This is a genomic window from Paenibacillus sp. FSL R5-0345, assembly GCF_000758585.1.
GTDB lineage: Bacteria > Bacillota > Bacilli > Paenibacillales > Paenibacillaceae > Paenibacillus_AQ.
In genome coordinates this window covers 3820217-3836491 of sequence record NZ_CP009281.1, presented here as the reverse complement: position 1 = coordinate 3836491, position 16275 = coordinate 3820217, and the positions used below count along the sequence as shown (strand labels likewise).

The following is a 16275-nucleotide window of genomic DNA, read 5'->3' as shown; positions in this document are numbered from 1 at the left end:
ATACGTTATATGATTTTAGGAGGAACTACAGCATGGACCAGAGTATTATCACTAGTTATAACGAAGCCAAAAAACTATACGCAGCCCACGGTATTGATGTGGAGAAAGTGCTGGAGCAGCTCGCGCAAATTAAGATTTCCATACATTGCTGGCAGGGCGATGATGTACAAGGGTTTCTTTTTAAAGATAAAGAACTAGGCGGAGGAATAGCGGTAACAGGTAGTTATCACGGCCGTGCTGGCACGCCAGATCAACTTCGTCAAGATTTAGAGAAGGCTTTAACTCTTATTCCTGGCAAGCACAAAGTGAATTTACACGCTATCTATGCGGATACAGATGAAGAAGTGGACCTGGACGAATTAGAACCACGCCACTTTCAATCTTGGGTAGACTGGGCGAAGGAGCAGGGGCTGGGGCTTGATTTTAATCCTACTTGTTTCTCGCATCCGAAAGCAGCAGACGGTTTTACGCTTAGTCACTGGGATGAGGAGATTCGTAACTTCTGGATTAAGCATTGTAAGGCTTCTCGCACGATTGCTGAGCATTTTGGTAAGGAACTGGGTCAACCTTGCGTGACTAACTTTTGGGTACCAGACGGATATAAAGATACACCAGTCGATCGTTTAGCTCCGAGAGTGCGTTTAAAGGAATCGCTGGATGAGATTTTTAGTGAGGAAATAGATCCTCTTTATAATATCGATGCTTTAGAAAGTAAATTGTTCGGAATTGGATCTGAGAGTTATGTAGTTGGATCACATGAGTTCTATATGGGCTATGGATTAACTCGCGGCAAAACCATTTGTCTGGATGCCGGGCATTTCCATCCTACAGAGATGATCTCGAATAAGCTATCGTCGATTCTTATGTTTAGTGAGCAGCTGCTGCTACATGTTAGTAGACCTGTTCGTTGGGATAGTGACCACGTTGTAACGATGGATGACGAGTTGATGGAAATCGCCCGTGAGTTGGTACGAGGAGATTTACTCTCCCGAACGAATATAGGATTGGATTTCTTTGATGGGAGCATTAATCATATCGCTGCTTGGGTGATTGGAACACGCAATACCATTAAGGCATTACTTCGCGCAATGCTCGAACCTGTGGAAGAACTGAAGCGAATCGAGTTGTCTGGTGATTACACTTCACGACTAGCTTTGGTGGAAGAATTCAAATCGTATCCGTTTGGAGCCGTGTGGGATTACTACTGTGCTTCCCAAGATACACCCGTTCGGGAGCAATGGCTGGCTGAAGTGAAAAGTTATGAACAGGAAGTTCTGTTAACAAGATAGAGCGTTAGAGTGGATATGAGAGCAACATATACAAAGGAGAGATTGACATGAGTACATCCGTATTAGAATCCAAAGGGTATATTGCAAGCAGTGAGGCTCCGTTTATTCAGGAAATGTCAGAGATTACTCGTCATATGTGGGAGCTAGGCTGGGATGAGCTAAATGGTGGTAATGTCAGCTATCTGCTGGATGAGAATGAGGTTGCAAAATATATTAATGTGTTGGAGCCGCTTCGTACCATTAAGCTTACCTTTCCGGTAAAGGAATTAGCGGGCAAATACTTCATCGTGACGGGGTCAGGCAAATATTTCAGAAATGTGATCAAAGACCCGGAAGCGAATCTTGGTGTGCTTCGTGTTAGCGCTAATGGGGAAAGCGTAGAAGTGTTATGGGGATTACGGAACGGAGCTGTACCTACTAGTGAATTGGCATCTCATTTCATGAGTCATATTGAACGACTAAAGGTGGACCCTACACATCGCATCGTATTGCACACACATGCTACGAATGTTATCGCAATGACTTTCACCCATGATCTGGACGAATTAAAGTTTACAAAGACGCTGTGGGAAATGTGTACAGAGTGCCTTGTTGTTTTCCCTGATGGCGTCAGTGTTATTCCATGGATCGTTCCTGGAAGCAGTGAAATCGGCCGCGAAACCGCTAAGAAAATGAAGGATCACCGCTTAGTGATCTGGCCGCAGCACGGGATTTTCGGCACTGGCTCCACTATGGATGCTACCTTCGGTCTTGTGGAGACTGTTGAAAAGGCCGCAACGATCTACAACCTGATTGGCGGGAGAGAAATTAAACAAAAGATCACGGACCAACAGCTGTGGGATTTAGCTAAGGCGTTCGGAGTAACACCTAAAGCTGGTATTCTTGAGGTTTAAGCATTTCATAGATATAAGAACCGGGCATTCGCAGATTTTGCGAGGTCCGGTTTTTTATGATTTTTTCTTAAAATTACGAATTGAATTTATGAACAGAATTTAGTAGCGTTAATCGTACAAATTGTCACAAGGCTTAATAAGGAGATCATATGAACAAAGTTCTTATCATTGGTATTGTAGCTAGTGGTAAAACCACATTGGCAAAGCGATTATCTAACAAAACAAATATTCCTTGGTATGAATTGGATGCCATTGTTCATCATCAGACACCGGAAGGAAGGAGGAAACGCTCACCAGAAGAACAGGTTGCGGTGATTATGGAGATTGATCAGGATGGAGCTTGGATTTTTGAAGGCACGGATCGGGAATCCTATCAATGTCTATATGAAATGGCAGATACAATAATTTTTCTTGATACACCGTTGTGGAAGCGTAAAATTAGAATTTTCGTTCGGTTTCTTAAGCAGAAAATGGGCATTGAGAAGTGTCATTATAAATCGGATATTAGGATGTTAAAAAAGATGTATCAATGGACACAGGATTTTGAAAATAATCGATATGAGTTTGAAGCGAAGTTGCTGTTATATCAGAACAAAGTTATCAGATTATACGAAAATAAGGAACTTTAAAATTTGTGTTTTCCATCTTTTGGGTACATAATTAAACTTACTTTAAGTAATCAATTAATCAAATGGAGGTAATTTATGAATACTGAACTTTTATTCACATCTTTGCAAGTGGGGAATCTTTTATTAGCGAACCGAATCGTCATGGCACCAATGACACGCGTGTACTCACCGGATGGTGTACCGGGAAGTAATGTTGCGGCATATTACCGCAGACGGGCAGAGGGTGGAGTAGGATTGATCGTTACCGAGGGTACAGCCATTAATCATCCTTCGGCAGTCAGCCACGCCAATATCCCCAATCTACATGAAGAAGCAGCGTTAGAGGGCTGGAAGCAGGTTGTAGAAGAGGTTCATGCAGCTGGAGGTAAGATCATTCCCCAATTATGGCATGTGGGAATGACACGTACGAAAGGGGAAGGACCAAATGTTGAAGCCCTTCCTGTAGGTCCTTCAGGTCTGGATTTAGCAGGAGAACCTGTAACAGAGCCACTGACCACAGCTGAAGTAGAAAGCTTAGTCTCAGCATTCGCAGAAGCGGCTACGAACGCCAAAAAAGTGGGTTTTGATGGGATCGAGATTCACGGCGCCCATGGTTATCTGATTGACCAGTTCTTCTGGGAAAGAACTAACAAACGGACGGATCGTTACGGTGGCGATTTGGTAGGCAGAACTACATTTGCTGTAGAGATTATTGAAGCGTGCCGTAAAGCGGTTGGACCAGATTTTCCGATCGTGCTACGCTTCTCTCAATGGAAATTGGGCGCATATGATGAGAAGCTGGCAAAGAATGCAGATGAGCTTGAAAGCTTCTTAACACCGCTAAGTAACGCAGGTGTAGATATCTTTCATTGCTCCACTCGACGCTTCAGCCAACCTGAATTTGAAGGATCTGAGCTTAATCTTGCTGGCTGGACTAAGAAGATCACAGGAAAACCGTGTATTACGGTGGGTTCTATCGGTCTTCATAGTGATTTTTTCGCAGAAGAAAAAGCTCAGCAGTCTGAAGATAATATAGAAGAACTGCTGGAAAGAATGGGACGTGAGGAGTTTGATTTGGTTGCTGTTGGTAGGGCGCTGATAAGCGATCCAGCTTGGCCTGCCAAAGTTCAAAGCGGTGCTATAGATGAGATCATACCATTTACGGCGGAATCGACAAAAACTTTATTATAAAGTTAGAAATTTAACATTGGTTTCTTTGTATGGTTGGAGAAAGGCCGCCCTTTTGATAAAATCACTAGAGTCACACAAACATTGCAAAAGAGGCGGCCTAATAATAAAATATAATCGTTTTAAAGGTTCGGAATAATGCTTGTTATGTACAGCCCTTTTTATAGAATAATTTTCATTAAGGCTTAATATGATCATAGATATTAAAAAGCATTATAGGTTAGGAGGATATAGGTTGATAGATATCACAGAAGTCTTCATTGATACTCTAGCACCTAACAGTGCTGCGATTAAGAACGGGCAAGGGCTAGTTAAGAAGAAACGATTCGTCCAATTGAATCAGTCGGAAGACGGAGTGGTTCTGTTTGGTGAATGCGGAGGCAGCGGTAGCAGCAACTATTTTCCATCTGCTGATTTTGTTGTTTCTGACAGACCGGTAATGCGCTGTACTTGTCCAAGTAGGCAGATCCCATGTAAGCATGTTCTCGGATTGCTTTATGCCTATGTAGGCAAGGAGATCTTCGTATCTGCAATGATTCCTGAGGAGCTTGCCGCTAAACGGGAGAAGATGAGTAAGCGTGAGGAACGTAAGTCTGAACTTGTTGCAGAAGGAGCTACTCCTAAGCCTAAGAAAGTGAATAAGTCCGCACTCAAGAAGAAGATTGGAGCTCAACTGGAGGGCTTAGCTGTACTTGAGAAACTGACTCTATCGCTTATACGCGCAGGTCTCGGAACTCTAGACACTAAACGTGTTAAAGAAATTCAGGAGCATGTGAAGATGATGGGCAACTTTTACTTAACCGGAGCACAGATTGAGTTAAGACGATTAGCCTTATTACTATCCTCTCCTGACAACCGTGAGAAGACCTATACATTAGCTATTGAGCAACTAACAAGAATTCATGCGTTTATCAAGAAAGGTCGCGCACACCTAACGATGAAGCTTGAGGACACGGATATGGCTTTGAATTATGACTCTACGATAGAAGAATGGCTTGGACATGCTTGGCAGTTAACGGAGCTTAAGGAATTCGGTCTAATGAGTCAGGATGCGGAGTTGATCCAGCTTTCATTTGTCAGCTATGATGATGCAGCCAGACAGGAATATGTAGACTTAGGCTTTTGGATAGAAAAGTCAACGGGTGATATACATCGTACCCTACAATATCGTCCTTATAAAGCAGCTAAGTATATTCATGAAGAAGATAGCTTTACCGAAGTTGCAGTCATTCCTTCCTTATATTATTACCCCGGTGACCGTAATCGACGGGTCCGATTTGAGAATATGTCAACGCGCCCGTTAAGCAATCAGGATTTGGAATGGATTGCCGCTACGGCATCTCGTTCTTTTTCTGAAAGCTTCAAACAAATTAAGAATCAGTTAAAGAATCCGCTAGCAGACAAGAACCCAGTGTTGTTGCTACATGTGAATAAAATAAGTAAGTCTCAGCAAGATCAGTTCGTTATTACGGACGTAGCGGGTCAGCATCTAGTGTTAGATCAAGTAGCAGCACTCGACCAGGACACACTGCCGCTGCTTCAATACTTTGCATCTGATCAATTATCGGACACGACGATGCTACTTATGTTTGAACACCAACTGGATACAGGACGATTGAAAGCGCAGCCTTTAACACTTATCAAAGGGAAGGAAATGATTCGACTCTTATATTAAAAATAGGGTTCGCGCTATACATAATGGGGGGAATGTCCATGAGTACAGCATTACTACAAGAGCTTCATCAAGAAGTAAAGCGGCTTTATATCGCTGGAAGTGAGCTCGCTGCTGAGGATTTCCGCTTAAAGCGGCTATTGCCACAGTTTCAACAGTTAGGCGAACGTGCTCCCATATTCAAAAGATTAGGTGAGGGAATCGCTTTAGTCATTGCATCGGAACCTTCCGAAGGATTTTCATCGGCTCAGCAGCTGCAAGACCTAAGTGTGCTACTCAGCTCGGTGCTGCATACTCAGGGAGTAACTTCTCCTGACGGCGAATTGTTGGAAGTACAAGTTCATCCATTAAGATTACCTACCCAGTTCTCATATCGCAAGTTGTCAGCCGTACAGTTGGCACTAAGTACTCGTGGCGGAGGACGATATGAGATTATAAAGGAAGCTTATGAGGCTGGACTATTTCAAGATCTCCGCATGATTCATCCCACGATAGCAGCTCTCCAAGATCCATATGTTGAGATTGCAGAGCTAGTGATGAAGCAGATACTGCCGGCCTATGGACCTCAGATTATTCCCATCCTCAGGGATCAATTTGATCTGACAGGAGGAATAGTAGAGACGAGAAAGCTGTACGTAATTGCTACATTAGGTGGTGATAGCGTTCAGGATCTGGTCTATCAAGCTGCAGATTCAGGATCAGAGGATGTTCGGGCCATGGCTATTTCTCTGCTTGCGGGCAAGGAACGATATGAAGAAGATTTGCTAGCTTGGAGTAAAGATAAGAAGAAAAAGATTCGTGAAGCTGCCTATAATGCGCTGGCTAAGAGTGAATCGGCGAGTGTGCTGAATCGGTTATATGAGGCATTTACCGGAAAAGATAGTGAACTGGTCGTCCCTGCACTGAGGCAGTGTCAAGCCCAAGAGCTCACGAACCGACTTGTTGAAGAGGTCTCAGGTATGCTTCAAACTGTCCCGGAAATGAAGGACGATAAGAAAAAAATAGATGGATTATGGAACAGGGTAGTCCATTATATTAGGGTACTATCTTATAAACATAGTCCTGAACTAGAAAAATTATATTTAAATGTACTTGAGCAGTATCCATTATATATGAACCAGTTGGGCTGGAATGCATTGATCGAAGAGGCGACCTCCTATTTAAGACAGATTGACTCTGCGGAAGCTAAAGGTGCATTACAACGAACACTTGAGCGGAATCTTATCTACTTTAGAAACAACAGACGTTACGTAAATGATGTTTTCAAAGACGCTTATCTCTTGTTTCCGCCGGAACGAGTGTATGAACAATACGTTGATGTTTTAAAGAATTATGCGCCATCTTCAACTAACCATGCTTCTTCTATGGCGCAGCAATTGCTGCGCACAATATCTGAAATTGCAGTTCAGCGATATCATGGAACCTATGATGCAATTTGGAATTCACCCGCAGACCAGATTGAATATATGTATAAGATCGAAATGCAGTCGCCTGAGGTAATGGCTATTCAATGGGATTCACGCTGGCTAGATGTTTTTTTAGAGCTGGATCAATACGAGCTGGTAAGTGCCTTTGCACGGCCGGGACATCCTAAAGCAATGCAGTATTTGCTTCGTAAATTGACTGATAATCCTGAATTTCGCCATCGGTTTGCCAATATTCTCTTGATGGGTTTAGAGCGTTCGGGGATAAGTAAACAACGCCTGCAAGAGGCTCTCCTAGTAGCTTTGGAAGATGACAGAAATACAGAATGTCGATTAATTGAACCGTATACGTTTGAGCAGCTATGTCAGCTTCCAGCAAGTTTTGCGAGTCGAATAATAACTGTTCTACCTCGATTCAGTGAGGTTGCAGAAGACCAACTTGAGTATGTCATTCGCCTCATGCAAGGACCATCAAACCCAATAGAAGAGGTGTAGCTACCGATGAGTCAAGAACTATTACAAGATATTATGAGGCTTCCAGCAGAAAGATTGTATGCACAGGAGTTGGAAGCGCTTCGTAAAGCGGACACTGGTAAGATACCGGCAGGATGGCAGATGTCGCCTCAATCTGTCCTGAAGTTTATAGTTGGCGGTAAAGCAGGGAGTACCGAGATTACACCTAAGTACATTGGTAACAAGCGATTAATAGAGATGGCGATAGCAACACTGGTAACCGATCGTGCATTGTTATTAATTGGTGAGCCGGGTACAGCCAAGTCATGGTTATCTGAGAATTTATCAGCAGCTATCTATGGACAATCAGGACTGGTCGTGCAAGGTACTGCGGGTACGAGTGAAGAGCAGGTCCGTTATTCTTGGAACTACGCGATGCTGCTTGCACAAGGCCCAACTCCGGAAGCGTTAGTAAAAAGTCCCATCATGCGAGCAATGGAGGATGGGGGCATCGCACGTTTCGAGGAAATTTCTCGGTGTGCATCGGAGGTACAAGATGCGTTGATCTCTATCTTATCAGAGAAGACGATTTCAGTGCCTGAGCTAGGCAAGGAGATGAGCGCTCGTAAAGGCTTCTCGATTATTGCAACAGCTAACACAAGAGACCGTGGTGTCAATGATATGTCAACTGCCTTGAAGAGGCGGTTTAATATTATTGTCCTTCCAGCGCCTGCGGATTTGTATACTGAAGTAGAGATTGTGAAGAAACGGGTCCGTGAAATTGCTTCCTCCTACGATTTACAAGCTGCACTTCCTGCAGATGAGGCTTTACATAAGGTCGTGACGATCTTCCGTGAGCTGCGCAGCGGGATGACCTTGGATAAGAAGGAGAAGGTGAAGTCTCCAGCAGGGGTAATTTCCACAGCTGAAGCGATCTCACTCTTAACGAATAGTATGGCGCTGGCCGCAAGCTTCGGTAATGGAGAACTGACAGACGAGGATCTGGCCGCCGGACTGCAAGGTGCCATTGTGAAGGATGATGATAAGGATCAGCTTGTCTGGAGAGAGTATCTCGACAATATAATGAAGAAACGCGGCGCAGATTGGCGGGGGTTATATACGGCTTGTAAGGAGATGAACTAGTGGAGAGCGAAACTACTGGAGCTGGCGTACATTTTTTTGGGGTGCGGCATTTGTCTCCTGGTGGTGCGCAGCATCTATTAAGCTACCTTGATGAGATAGAGCCCACAGCTGTTTTAATTGAAGGGCCAGCAGATGCTACTACTGAGATTCGCCATATCCTCAACACGACAACCAAACCTCCGATAGCTATTTTAGCGTTTACGGAAGAAGTTCCTGTTCGTACAGCCTTATGGCCGCTTGCGGTATATTCCCCCGAATATCAAGGGATGAAATGGGCGGAGCAGCAGGGAGCTCATACAGCTTTTATAGATTTACCCTCTTCAGTTGTTATCGCGTTGCAGGATATACGAACCCGCAACAGAGATTCTGCTAAACAGAGCGTGGGATCCGAAGTTAACGATTCAGAAGAGAAGGCTCCGGAGGAGGTTTCTCTCTATGAAAGAATAGCAGAGCTGGCTGGCGAGCTAGATTATGATATGTATTGGGAGCGCAATTTCGAACACAACACCAACAAGGGTGCATATCAGGAAGCGATCATTTCTTTCTCATCCCAAATGCGCCAGATGTCGGAAGAGAATGAAAGACATAACAACGTAATAGAATATGCGCACAACACGATTCGTGAAGCTTATATGCGTCGTCAGATTCAGGATACAATCACCGCCGGTCATCAACCACATAAGATCGTTGTTATATGTGGAGCTTACCATACAGCGGCACTTTCTGATCTGGCCACCGGTATGACAGATGAGGAAATAGATGATCTTCCTTCACTAAATACCAAGCTAACTCTTATGCCCTATACGTATTATAAACTATCTTCCTTGTCAGGCTATGGAGCAGGGAACCTGGCACCTCATTATTATCAAATGATGTGGGAACGTATGATGAACGGTTCACTTGATGACTTACCGCATCACTATCTGTCTACTGTAGCTAGATACTTGCGCAATAGCGGGACACATCGCTCTACAGCAGAAATTATTGAAGCTGTGCGCTTAGCAGAGTCATTAGCTGCCCTTCACGGTGGAAGTGCGCCGACGTTAAGAGATTTGCGAGATGCAGCACTGACCTTGCTGGGGCGTGGAGAGCTTAGCGTAATCGCTGAAGCACTTGCTCGTACAGATATCGGTACTGCTATTGGTGAGCTGGCAGAGGGGATTAGTCAGACGCCAATTCAGGATGATCTGAATCGGCAATTAAAACGCTTGAAGCTTGAGAAGTATAAGACCCCTGTAGCAAATGATCTTGAATTAGATCTCCGGGAGAATCGAAGAGTGTCTTCTGAGGAAGCGGCTTATCTGGATTTAAACCGTTCTTTTCTTTTTCATAGGCTCAGAACACTTGGAATCGATCTAGTGAACATAAGAGCAAGTGGTCAGACTGGCGCAACATGGGCAGAGCATTGGGTCATGAGGTGGTCTCCTGAAGTCGAGATTCAAGTCGTTGAATCTACGCTGCTTGGAGAAACGATTGAGATTGCTTCAGCCTATGTATTGCAGCAAAAATTAGATCACAGCAGTACAATTGCGGAAGCGTCGGCACTTATTCGAACGGCTTATGAGTGCGGGATGCTGAACCAGATGGAAGCAGGACGGCAAACACTTCAGCGCTTAGCTGTTGATACCAGAGATGTAGTGCAAATCGCTGCGTCCATTCATGAGTTATCCCTTCTGATTCAGTATGGCGACGTTCGCCGGATAGATACCAAGCCGCTTATTCCGCTGCTAGAACAATTGTACAGACGAGCGTGTCTGTTCTTGCTGGATGCGAGTCAATGTAATGATGAAGCATCGGGTGAGATGCTAAAAGCTATGAACATACTGAATCAGACAGCTATGGAGCATAGTGAGGAAGTCGATGAGCTGTTGTGGATACAAGAGCTGAAGCATTTATCGGAAAGAGATGACTGCAATCCGCGCTTGTCTGGAGTAGCATGTTCCATACTGTTAGAACGTAATGCGATAACTGCACAGCAATGTTCAGAAGAAGTATCGAGACGACTGTCACCGGGTATTCCTGCAGATCTTGGAGCAGGCTGGTTCGAAGGCATGTCTATGCGTAATCGATATGTACTTTTATCCCGATTAAGTCTGTGGGAACAAATGAACGAGTATATTAATTCTTTGGATGATGATGAATTTGTGCGTGCTTTAGTGTTTTTGCGGCGAGCCTTCAGTACCTTTGAGCCAAGAGAAAAGACTATGATCGCTGAGTTACTAGGTGAATTGTGGGGCGTGAACACTGAACAAGCTGCTGAGATTCTGACGGGCGAGCTGAAGGAGGCCGAAGCAAAAATGATTGAGGATTTGAATGATTTTGACTTTGGAGATATATGACGATGAGTACTTCAGTAGATTCAAGTGTTGTAGCTCGCTGGCGGCTTATTCTTGGCCAATCCGCAGAAGAACAGTTGACCGTTTCTAGCGGAAACACAAGTATTCACCTGTCCGAAGATGAACTCATCATGGATCAGGCGCTGGCCGCTATATATGATGAGACGAGTGAGATTGGAAATAGCGGCACTGCTAACACTGCTGCCTCCGGACAAAGAGGAGCAGGATCAGGTAAATCTGCACCTCGGTTGGCGAAATGGTTAGGAGATGTTCGCAATTTTTTCCCTGAGGATATCGTCTCGGTTATTCAACATGATGCAATGGAACGGAAGGGCTGGAAGCAGCTATTGTTTGAACCGGAAGTTCTTGCAACAGTGAAACCGGATATACAGTTAGTAGGTACACTCCTCTCCCTTAAAGGAAAGATTCCTGAGAAGACAAAAGACACTGCTCGCCTGTTAGTGAAGGCAGTTGTAGATGATCTTGTTAAGCGAATGGAGGAGGACCTTCGTCGGGCGGTGACGGGTGCACTGAATCGCAGACAGCATTCTCCATTGCCTTCACTTAGTGGCATAGATTGGACACGGACGATAAAACGCAATCTGAAGCATTATGATGCAAAACGGCGGCAGATTATCCCTGAGAAATTCTACTATTATGATCGGGCTAGACGCAGCAAGGAATGGACAGTCATTGTGGATATCGATCAGAGTGGTTCTATGGCAGAATCTATTATTTGGGCTTCAGTTGTGGGTTCGATCTTTGCAAGCATCCCTTCATTAAGTACTCGAGTAGTTGTATTTGATACAGAGGTCGTTGATCTGACTGAGCAATGTGCGAATGATCCTGTTGACATGTTGTTTGGGATTCAGCTAGGCGGTGGTACAGATATACAAAAATCTGTTGCTTATTGTGAACAATTTATTGAGCAGCCGAAGAAGACCTTATTTATTATCATCTCTGATCTGTACGAAGGTGGGAACCAAGCGGGTTTAATCCGTCGTATGCGTCATCTGAAGGAATCAGGTGTCAGAACGATGTGTTTACTCGCTTTATCTGATGAAGGCAAGCCTTTCTACGATGAGCATGTGGCTAGATCCTTGACTCGCGATGGAACGCCTTGTTTTGCGTGTACACCTGCATTGCTGCCACAGTTAGTAGAAGGTGCGCTAAAAGGACAAGATCTTTCTGAATTAGCCAAGAAACTTGGAACGAAAGGAATTTAACTGGAGATATCATTTTACAAGTTCATAAAAAGTGTTCTTCAGACAAGAACTGTGTTTCATTACAGCTTTTGTGGCGTATATAGAATCATACCCCCCTTTATACAATAGAATTTGGCCCTGTCGCTCGCCGGCAGGGTATTTTTTTATGGGAGTCATTGGATAGCTATTACTTGACCTATTTGAAATTTTCTTTTAGAGTATGCTCTGCACTCTCCCTGTGGTAAAATAGACCTGATTTTTCAAAAATATAGGAAAGTTAAGCTTCACGCTTACATTATCCTTATATTTCTTGCATAAACGGTACCGCCTCTTTTGGGAGGCCAAAGGCGTTTTTGCTTGATAAACCTAGATCAGTGCATATAGGGATTGACATCTAAGATGGAAGTAATGTTACAGGATGTGCTATAATTTTATATTGGGTTAAAACATCAAAGAGCTACATTTTAAATAGAGGACGTGAAAACAGCATGACTAAGGGGAACCACAACTCACCGGACTTAAAATCCGGCAAGGGTTCGAAGGATTATTCGAAATATTTTGATTTTAGTGACGCGAAGGTAATTAGTGAAGAAGAAGGTAAGATTACTTACCGGATTAAAGGAAGAAATGTACAAATTAATAGTCAGCCTGATTACAAAGAAGGAAAACGGCGCGGCAAGGAAGAAATAGAAGTGCATTATGATTTCGAGATTCCAGAAGAAATGCACAATTTCGGAGTAGACAAATATTATCATATAACGACTTACGGCTGCCAAATGAATGAGCATGACACGGAAACGATGAAAGGCCTTTTGGAACAGATGGGCTACAAAAGCGTCGATGACCGGAATGATGCGGATATCATTCTCTTAAATACTTGTGCGATTCGCGAGAACGCCGAGGATAAGGTATTTGGAGAGCTTGGTCATCTTAAGAATTTGAAGATTGAGAAGCCAGGTCTTTTGCTGGGCGTGTGTGGCTGCATGTCGCAGGAGGAAGGCGTAGTCAATCGAATTATGTCTAAGCATGGATTCGTGGATATGATCTTCGGTACGCATAATATTCACCGACTGCCACACCTCATTAAAGAAGCTGTATTCAGCAAAGAGCTTGTGGTGGAGGTATGGTCTAAGGAAGGCGATATTATTGAGAATTTACCGAAGAAACGCGAGGGTATGCGGGCTTGGGTAAATATTATGTATGGCTGCGATAAGTTCTGTACGTACTGTATCGTACCCTTTACACGGGGAAAAGAACGCAGTCGCCGTCCGGAAGACGTCATTGCTGAAGTAAGAGAGCTTGCGCGTCAAGGCTTTAAGGAAGTCACTTTACTGGGGCAGAACGTAAACGCATACGGTAAGGATTTTACAGACATTGATTACACCTTCGGTGACCTGATGGATGACATGCGTTTGATTGATATTCCGCGCATTCGCTTTATGACATCGCATCCGCGTGATTTTGACGATAAATTAATTGAAGTACTAGGCAAAGGCGGCAATCTGGTGGAACATATCCATCTACCGGTTCAATCGGGAAGCACTGCTGTACTTAAGAAAATGAGTCGCAAATATACTCGTGAAGCTTATCTGGAGTTAGTTCGCAAGATCAAGATAAGTGTGCCTAATGCAGTGTTGAGTACCGATATTATCGTTGGTTTCCCTGGAGAGACGGATGAGCAATTTGAAGATACTCTTTCGCTAGTGCGCGAGGTTGGGTATGATATGGCATATACGTTCATTTATTCACCTCGTGAGGGTACTCCTGCAGCTGCTATGGAGGATAATGTACCTATGTCGGTGAAGAGCGAACGTCTACAAAGACTCAATGATCTCATTAAAGAGAACAGCCGGATTATTAATGACCGTATGTTAGGTGAATTCGTTGAGGTGCTGGTTGAAGGGGAGAGTAAGAATAACTCTGAAGTCCTTTCCGGCCGTTCCCGTGCGAACAAGCTGGTTCATTTTGAAGGTCCGAAGGAGCTTATTGGCACATTTGTAAAAGTGAGAATTACAGATACCAAAACATGGTACATTAAAGGGGATATTGTGGCAGAAGCTGCAGCTGTTCATTAATCATCACATACGAATGGGGAGATGGCTTGTGAGTACAGAGGAACAACGTTTGAATAAATATGGAATGAAGACTTATAATACCCGTGACTTAATTGTACGCGAGGATATTATGGGCAAAGCTAAAGAACTTGCTACATTAATTTCAACTAGTGAAGAGGTAAAGCATTTTCAACAGGCAGAACAAAAAATCTTGAACCACGAGCGGGTACAAAGCCTGATCGCCACGATTAAGAAAAAGCAGAAGGAGATTGTTGCCTTCGAAAGCTTTAATAATAAAGATATGGTAGCTAAGATCGAGCGTGAAATTGAAGTGTTGCAGGATGAAATTGACGGCATTCCAGTCGTGAACGAATTTCAGCAGAGCCAGAGTGACATCAATTATCTACTCCAGCTTGTAATTTCCGTGATTAGAGATACTGTTTCGGAAAAAATTAATGTGGAAGCCGGCACCGAAGCGCCTCCGACCACATGCGGATAACCCACACTCAGTTAAGGGGGCGGATGCAGATCCGCCCCCTTAAGTTTCACACTATACATAATCCTTATCTTTCTATGTCCAGCTGTTGATTTTAGAAGTTAAGGTTTGGTACATTTAAAGATACGAATCAGTAAAATTATAGCTTCGGAAAAGGATGGGGCAAATATGAGCGAAAATGGGGAACAAACCTATAACGCCAAAAAATATCGTACACCGGACGGAGTTCCGGCTGACATCGTAATGTTTACACTGACCAAACGCGAACGTAAGACGGTCACAAAGACACTTCCCTTACGTGAGCTTAAAGTCATGTTAATTCGACGGAAGAAATGGCCATGTGCTGGAATGTGGGCTCTCCCTGGCGGTTTCTGTCAGGAGGATGAGTCCATTTATGCTGCCGCTACTCGTGAGCTCAAAGAAGAGACTGGTGTAGATGGCGGTCATTTGGAATATCTGGGCGTTTACAGTACACCTGGTCGCGACCCTCGCGGTTGGATTATCAGTCATGCCTTTTTCGCCTTGGTGGAGGAATGGATGCTGGAGCAAAGACAAGCTTCGGATGATGCTGGCGAGGTAGGGTTATTTACGTTGCAGGAAGCGCTTGAAGAGCTGGAGCTCGCTTTTGACCACCATGATATCATCAAGGATGCATATTTGCGTATTCAACAACAAATGCTGCAAACTACGATTGCAAGACAGTTTTTACCTAGGCATTTTACCCTTAGTGAGCTCTATCAGGTGATACAAACGGTAGTGCCGGAATTTAAGGAACCGAATTTTATCCGTAAAATCACTTCAACACGTAGTCGTCAGGGTATATTAAAAGAAGTAAGAGACGAAGAGGGAAATGCGCTTAGTTCAAATCAATACTCCCAGCGTCCAGCTCAGCTCTATATGTTCACAGATCATGAGCCTTTGTTATCCATTTATACGTAGTGGCTTAAATCAGGAGAGGGGATTAATCTCATGAGAGCACTAATAGTGATCGACTTTACTAATGATTTTGTTAATGGAAATCTACCTGTTGGTCAGCCAGCCGTAGATATCGAGCCTAGGATCAGCCAGTTAACTTCAGCGTTTGTACACAGTGGCGATTATGTTGTTATGGCCGTGGATTTGCATGAAGAGAATGACACTTACCATCCGGAGAGCAAGCTATTCCCTCCTCATAATGTACGCGGGAGTGACGGACGAGAGTTGTTCGGAAGCTTGAAGTCGGTATATGAGCAGAATCGCGAATCCATCTATTGGATGGACAAAACGCGCTATAGCGCCTTTAGTGGAACAGATCTGGAGATCAAGCTGCGGGAACGAGGCATTACTGAACTTCATTTAATTGGGGTCTGCACAGATATTTGTGTACTGCACACAGCAGTGGATGCCTATAACAAAGGGTTTGCTATTACAGTGCACGAGGATGCGGTAGCCAGCTTTAATCCCGGTGGACATACTTGGGCATTAGAACATTTCCGGGGAAGTTTAGGAGCAGACGTTGTTAAGGCATAATACTA

At 44.0% G+C, this 16275-nt stretch carries 13 protein-coding genes; all 13 read left to right on the top strand.

From position 1 onward, the window contains the following. The first annotated feature begins 32 nt into the window (after positions 1-32). Positions 33-1289: an L-rhamnose isomerase gene (rhaA, locus tag R50345_RS16990; RefSeq protein WP_042128471.1), complete on the top strand. Its 1257-nt coding sequence runs from the start codon at positions 33-35 to the stop codon at positions 1287-1289. Between the two features lie 47 nt (positions 1290-1336). After that, entirely contained in the window at positions 1337-2182 is an 846-nt protein-coding gene (gene rhaD, locus R50345_RS16985) for a rhamnulose-1-phosphate aldolase (protein ID WP_042128469.1), read from the top strand. Between the two features lie 149 nt (positions 2183-2331). Then, positions 2332-2811: a P-loop NTPase family protein gene (locus R50345_RS16980; RefSeq protein WP_042128466.1), complete on the top strand. Its 480-nt coding sequence runs from the start codon at positions 2332-2334 to the stop codon at positions 2809-2811. A 75-nt stretch (positions 2812-2886) separates the two neighbouring features. Then, entirely contained in the window at positions 2887-3981 is a 1095-nt protein-coding gene (locus R50345_RS16975; RefSeq protein ID WP_042128464.1) for an NADH:flavin oxidoreductase, read from the top strand. Positions 3982-4213: 232 nt separating this feature from the next. Next, complete coding sequence (locus R50345_RS16970) at positions 4214-5653, top strand: SWIM zinc finger family protein (RefSeq protein WP_042128463.1); 1440 nt, start codon at positions 4214-4216, stop codon at positions 5651-5653. Between the two features lie 38 nt (positions 5654-5691). Further along, positions 5692-7569, top strand: a complete 1878-nt coding sequence (locus R50345_RS16965; RefSeq protein ID WP_042128461.1) for a HEAT repeat domain-containing protein — start codon at positions 5692-5694, stop codon at positions 7567-7569. A 6-nt stretch (positions 7570-7575) separates the two neighbouring features. Further along, the gene (locus R50345_RS16960; RefSeq protein WP_042128459.1) at positions 7576-8670 is read left to right on the top strand and encodes an ATP-binding protein; all 1095 of its coding nucleotides are present in this window, start codon (positions 7576-7578) and stop codon (positions 8668-8670) included. Next, positions 8670-11009 carry a DUF5682 family protein gene (locus tag R50345_RS16955; protein WP_042128457.1) on the top strand — a complete coding sequence of 780 codons (2340 nt, stop codon included), beginning with the start codon at positions 8670-8672 and terminating at the stop codon, positions 11007-11009. Before R50345_RS16960 ends, R50345_RS16955 begins: the two co-directional genes overlap by 1 nt. A gap of 2 nt (positions 11010-11011) precedes the next feature. Continuing rightward, the gene (locus tag R50345_RS16950; protein ID WP_042128455.1) at positions 11012-12232 is read left to right on the top strand and encodes a VWA domain-containing protein; all 1221 of its coding nucleotides are present in this window, start codon (positions 11012-11014) and stop codon (positions 12230-12232) included. 467 nt (positions 12233-12699) lie between these two features. Beyond that, positions 12700-14286: a tRNA (N6-isopentenyl adenosine(37)-C2)-methylthiotransferase MiaB gene (gene miaB / locus R50345_RS16945; protein ID WP_042128454.1), complete on the top strand. Its 1587-nt coding sequence runs from the start codon at positions 12700-12702 to the stop codon at positions 14284-14286. Between the two features lie 13 nt (positions 14287-14299). Beyond that, the gene (locus R50345_RS16940) at positions 14300-14764 is read left to right on the top strand and encodes a YlbF/YmcA family competence regulator (protein ID WP_375103133.1); all 465 of its coding nucleotides are present in this window, start codon (positions 14300-14302) and stop codon (positions 14762-14764) included. A gap of 165 nt (positions 14765-14929) precedes the next feature. Further along, positions 14930-15700 (top strand): NUDIX domain-containing protein, encoded by a 771-nt coding sequence (locus R50345_RS16935; RefSeq protein ID WP_042128449.1) that lies wholly within the window; start codon positions 14930-14932, stop codon positions 15698-15700. 30 nt (positions 15701-15730) lie between these two features. After that, complete coding sequence (locus R50345_RS16930; RefSeq protein ID WP_042128448.1) at positions 15731-16270, top strand: cysteine hydrolase family protein; 540 nt, start codon at positions 15731-15733, stop codon at positions 16268-16270. Positions 16271-16275: the final 5 nt, after the last annotated feature.

Coding starts and splice junctions, on each gene's coding strand:
- rhaA (WP_042128471.1), top strand. CDS start 33: ATGGACCAGAGTATTATCACTAGTTATAACGAAGCCAAAAAACTATAC.
- rhaD (WP_042128469.1), top strand. CDS start 1,337: ATGAGTACATCCGTATTAGAATCCAAAGGGTATATTGCAAGCAGTGAG.
- R50345_RS16980 (WP_042128466.1), top strand. CDS start 2,332: ATGAACAAAGTTCTTATCATTGGTATTGTAGCTAGTGGTAAAACCACA.
- R50345_RS16975 (WP_042128464.1), top strand. CDS start 2,887: ATGAATACTGAACTTTTATTCACATCTTTGCAAGTGGGGAATCTTTTA.
- R50345_RS16965 (WP_042128461.1), top strand. CDS start 5,692: ATGAGTACAGCATTACTACAAGAGCTTCATCAAGAAGTAAAGCGGCTT.
- R50345_RS16960 (WP_042128459.1), top strand. CDS start 7,576: ATGAGTCAAGAACTATTACAAGATATTATGAGGCTTCCAGCAGAAAGA.
- R50345_RS16950 (WP_042128455.1), top strand. CDS start 11,012: ATGAGTACTTCAGTAGATTCAAGTGTTGTAGCTCGCTGGCGGCTTATT.
- miaB (WP_042128454.1), top strand. CDS start 12,700: ATGACTAAGGGGAACCACAACTCACCGGACTTAAAATCCGGCAAGGGT.
- R50345_RS16940 (WP_375103133.1), top strand. CDS start 14,300: ATGGGGAGATGGCTTGTGAGTACAGAGGAACAACGTTTGAATAAATAT.
- R50345_RS16935 (WP_042128449.1), top strand. CDS start 14,930: ATGAGCGAAAATGGGGAACAAACCTATAACGCCAAAAAATATCGTACA.
- R50345_RS16930 (WP_042128448.1), top strand. CDS start 15,731: ATGAGAGCACTAATAGTGATCGACTTTACTAATGATTTTGTTAATGGA.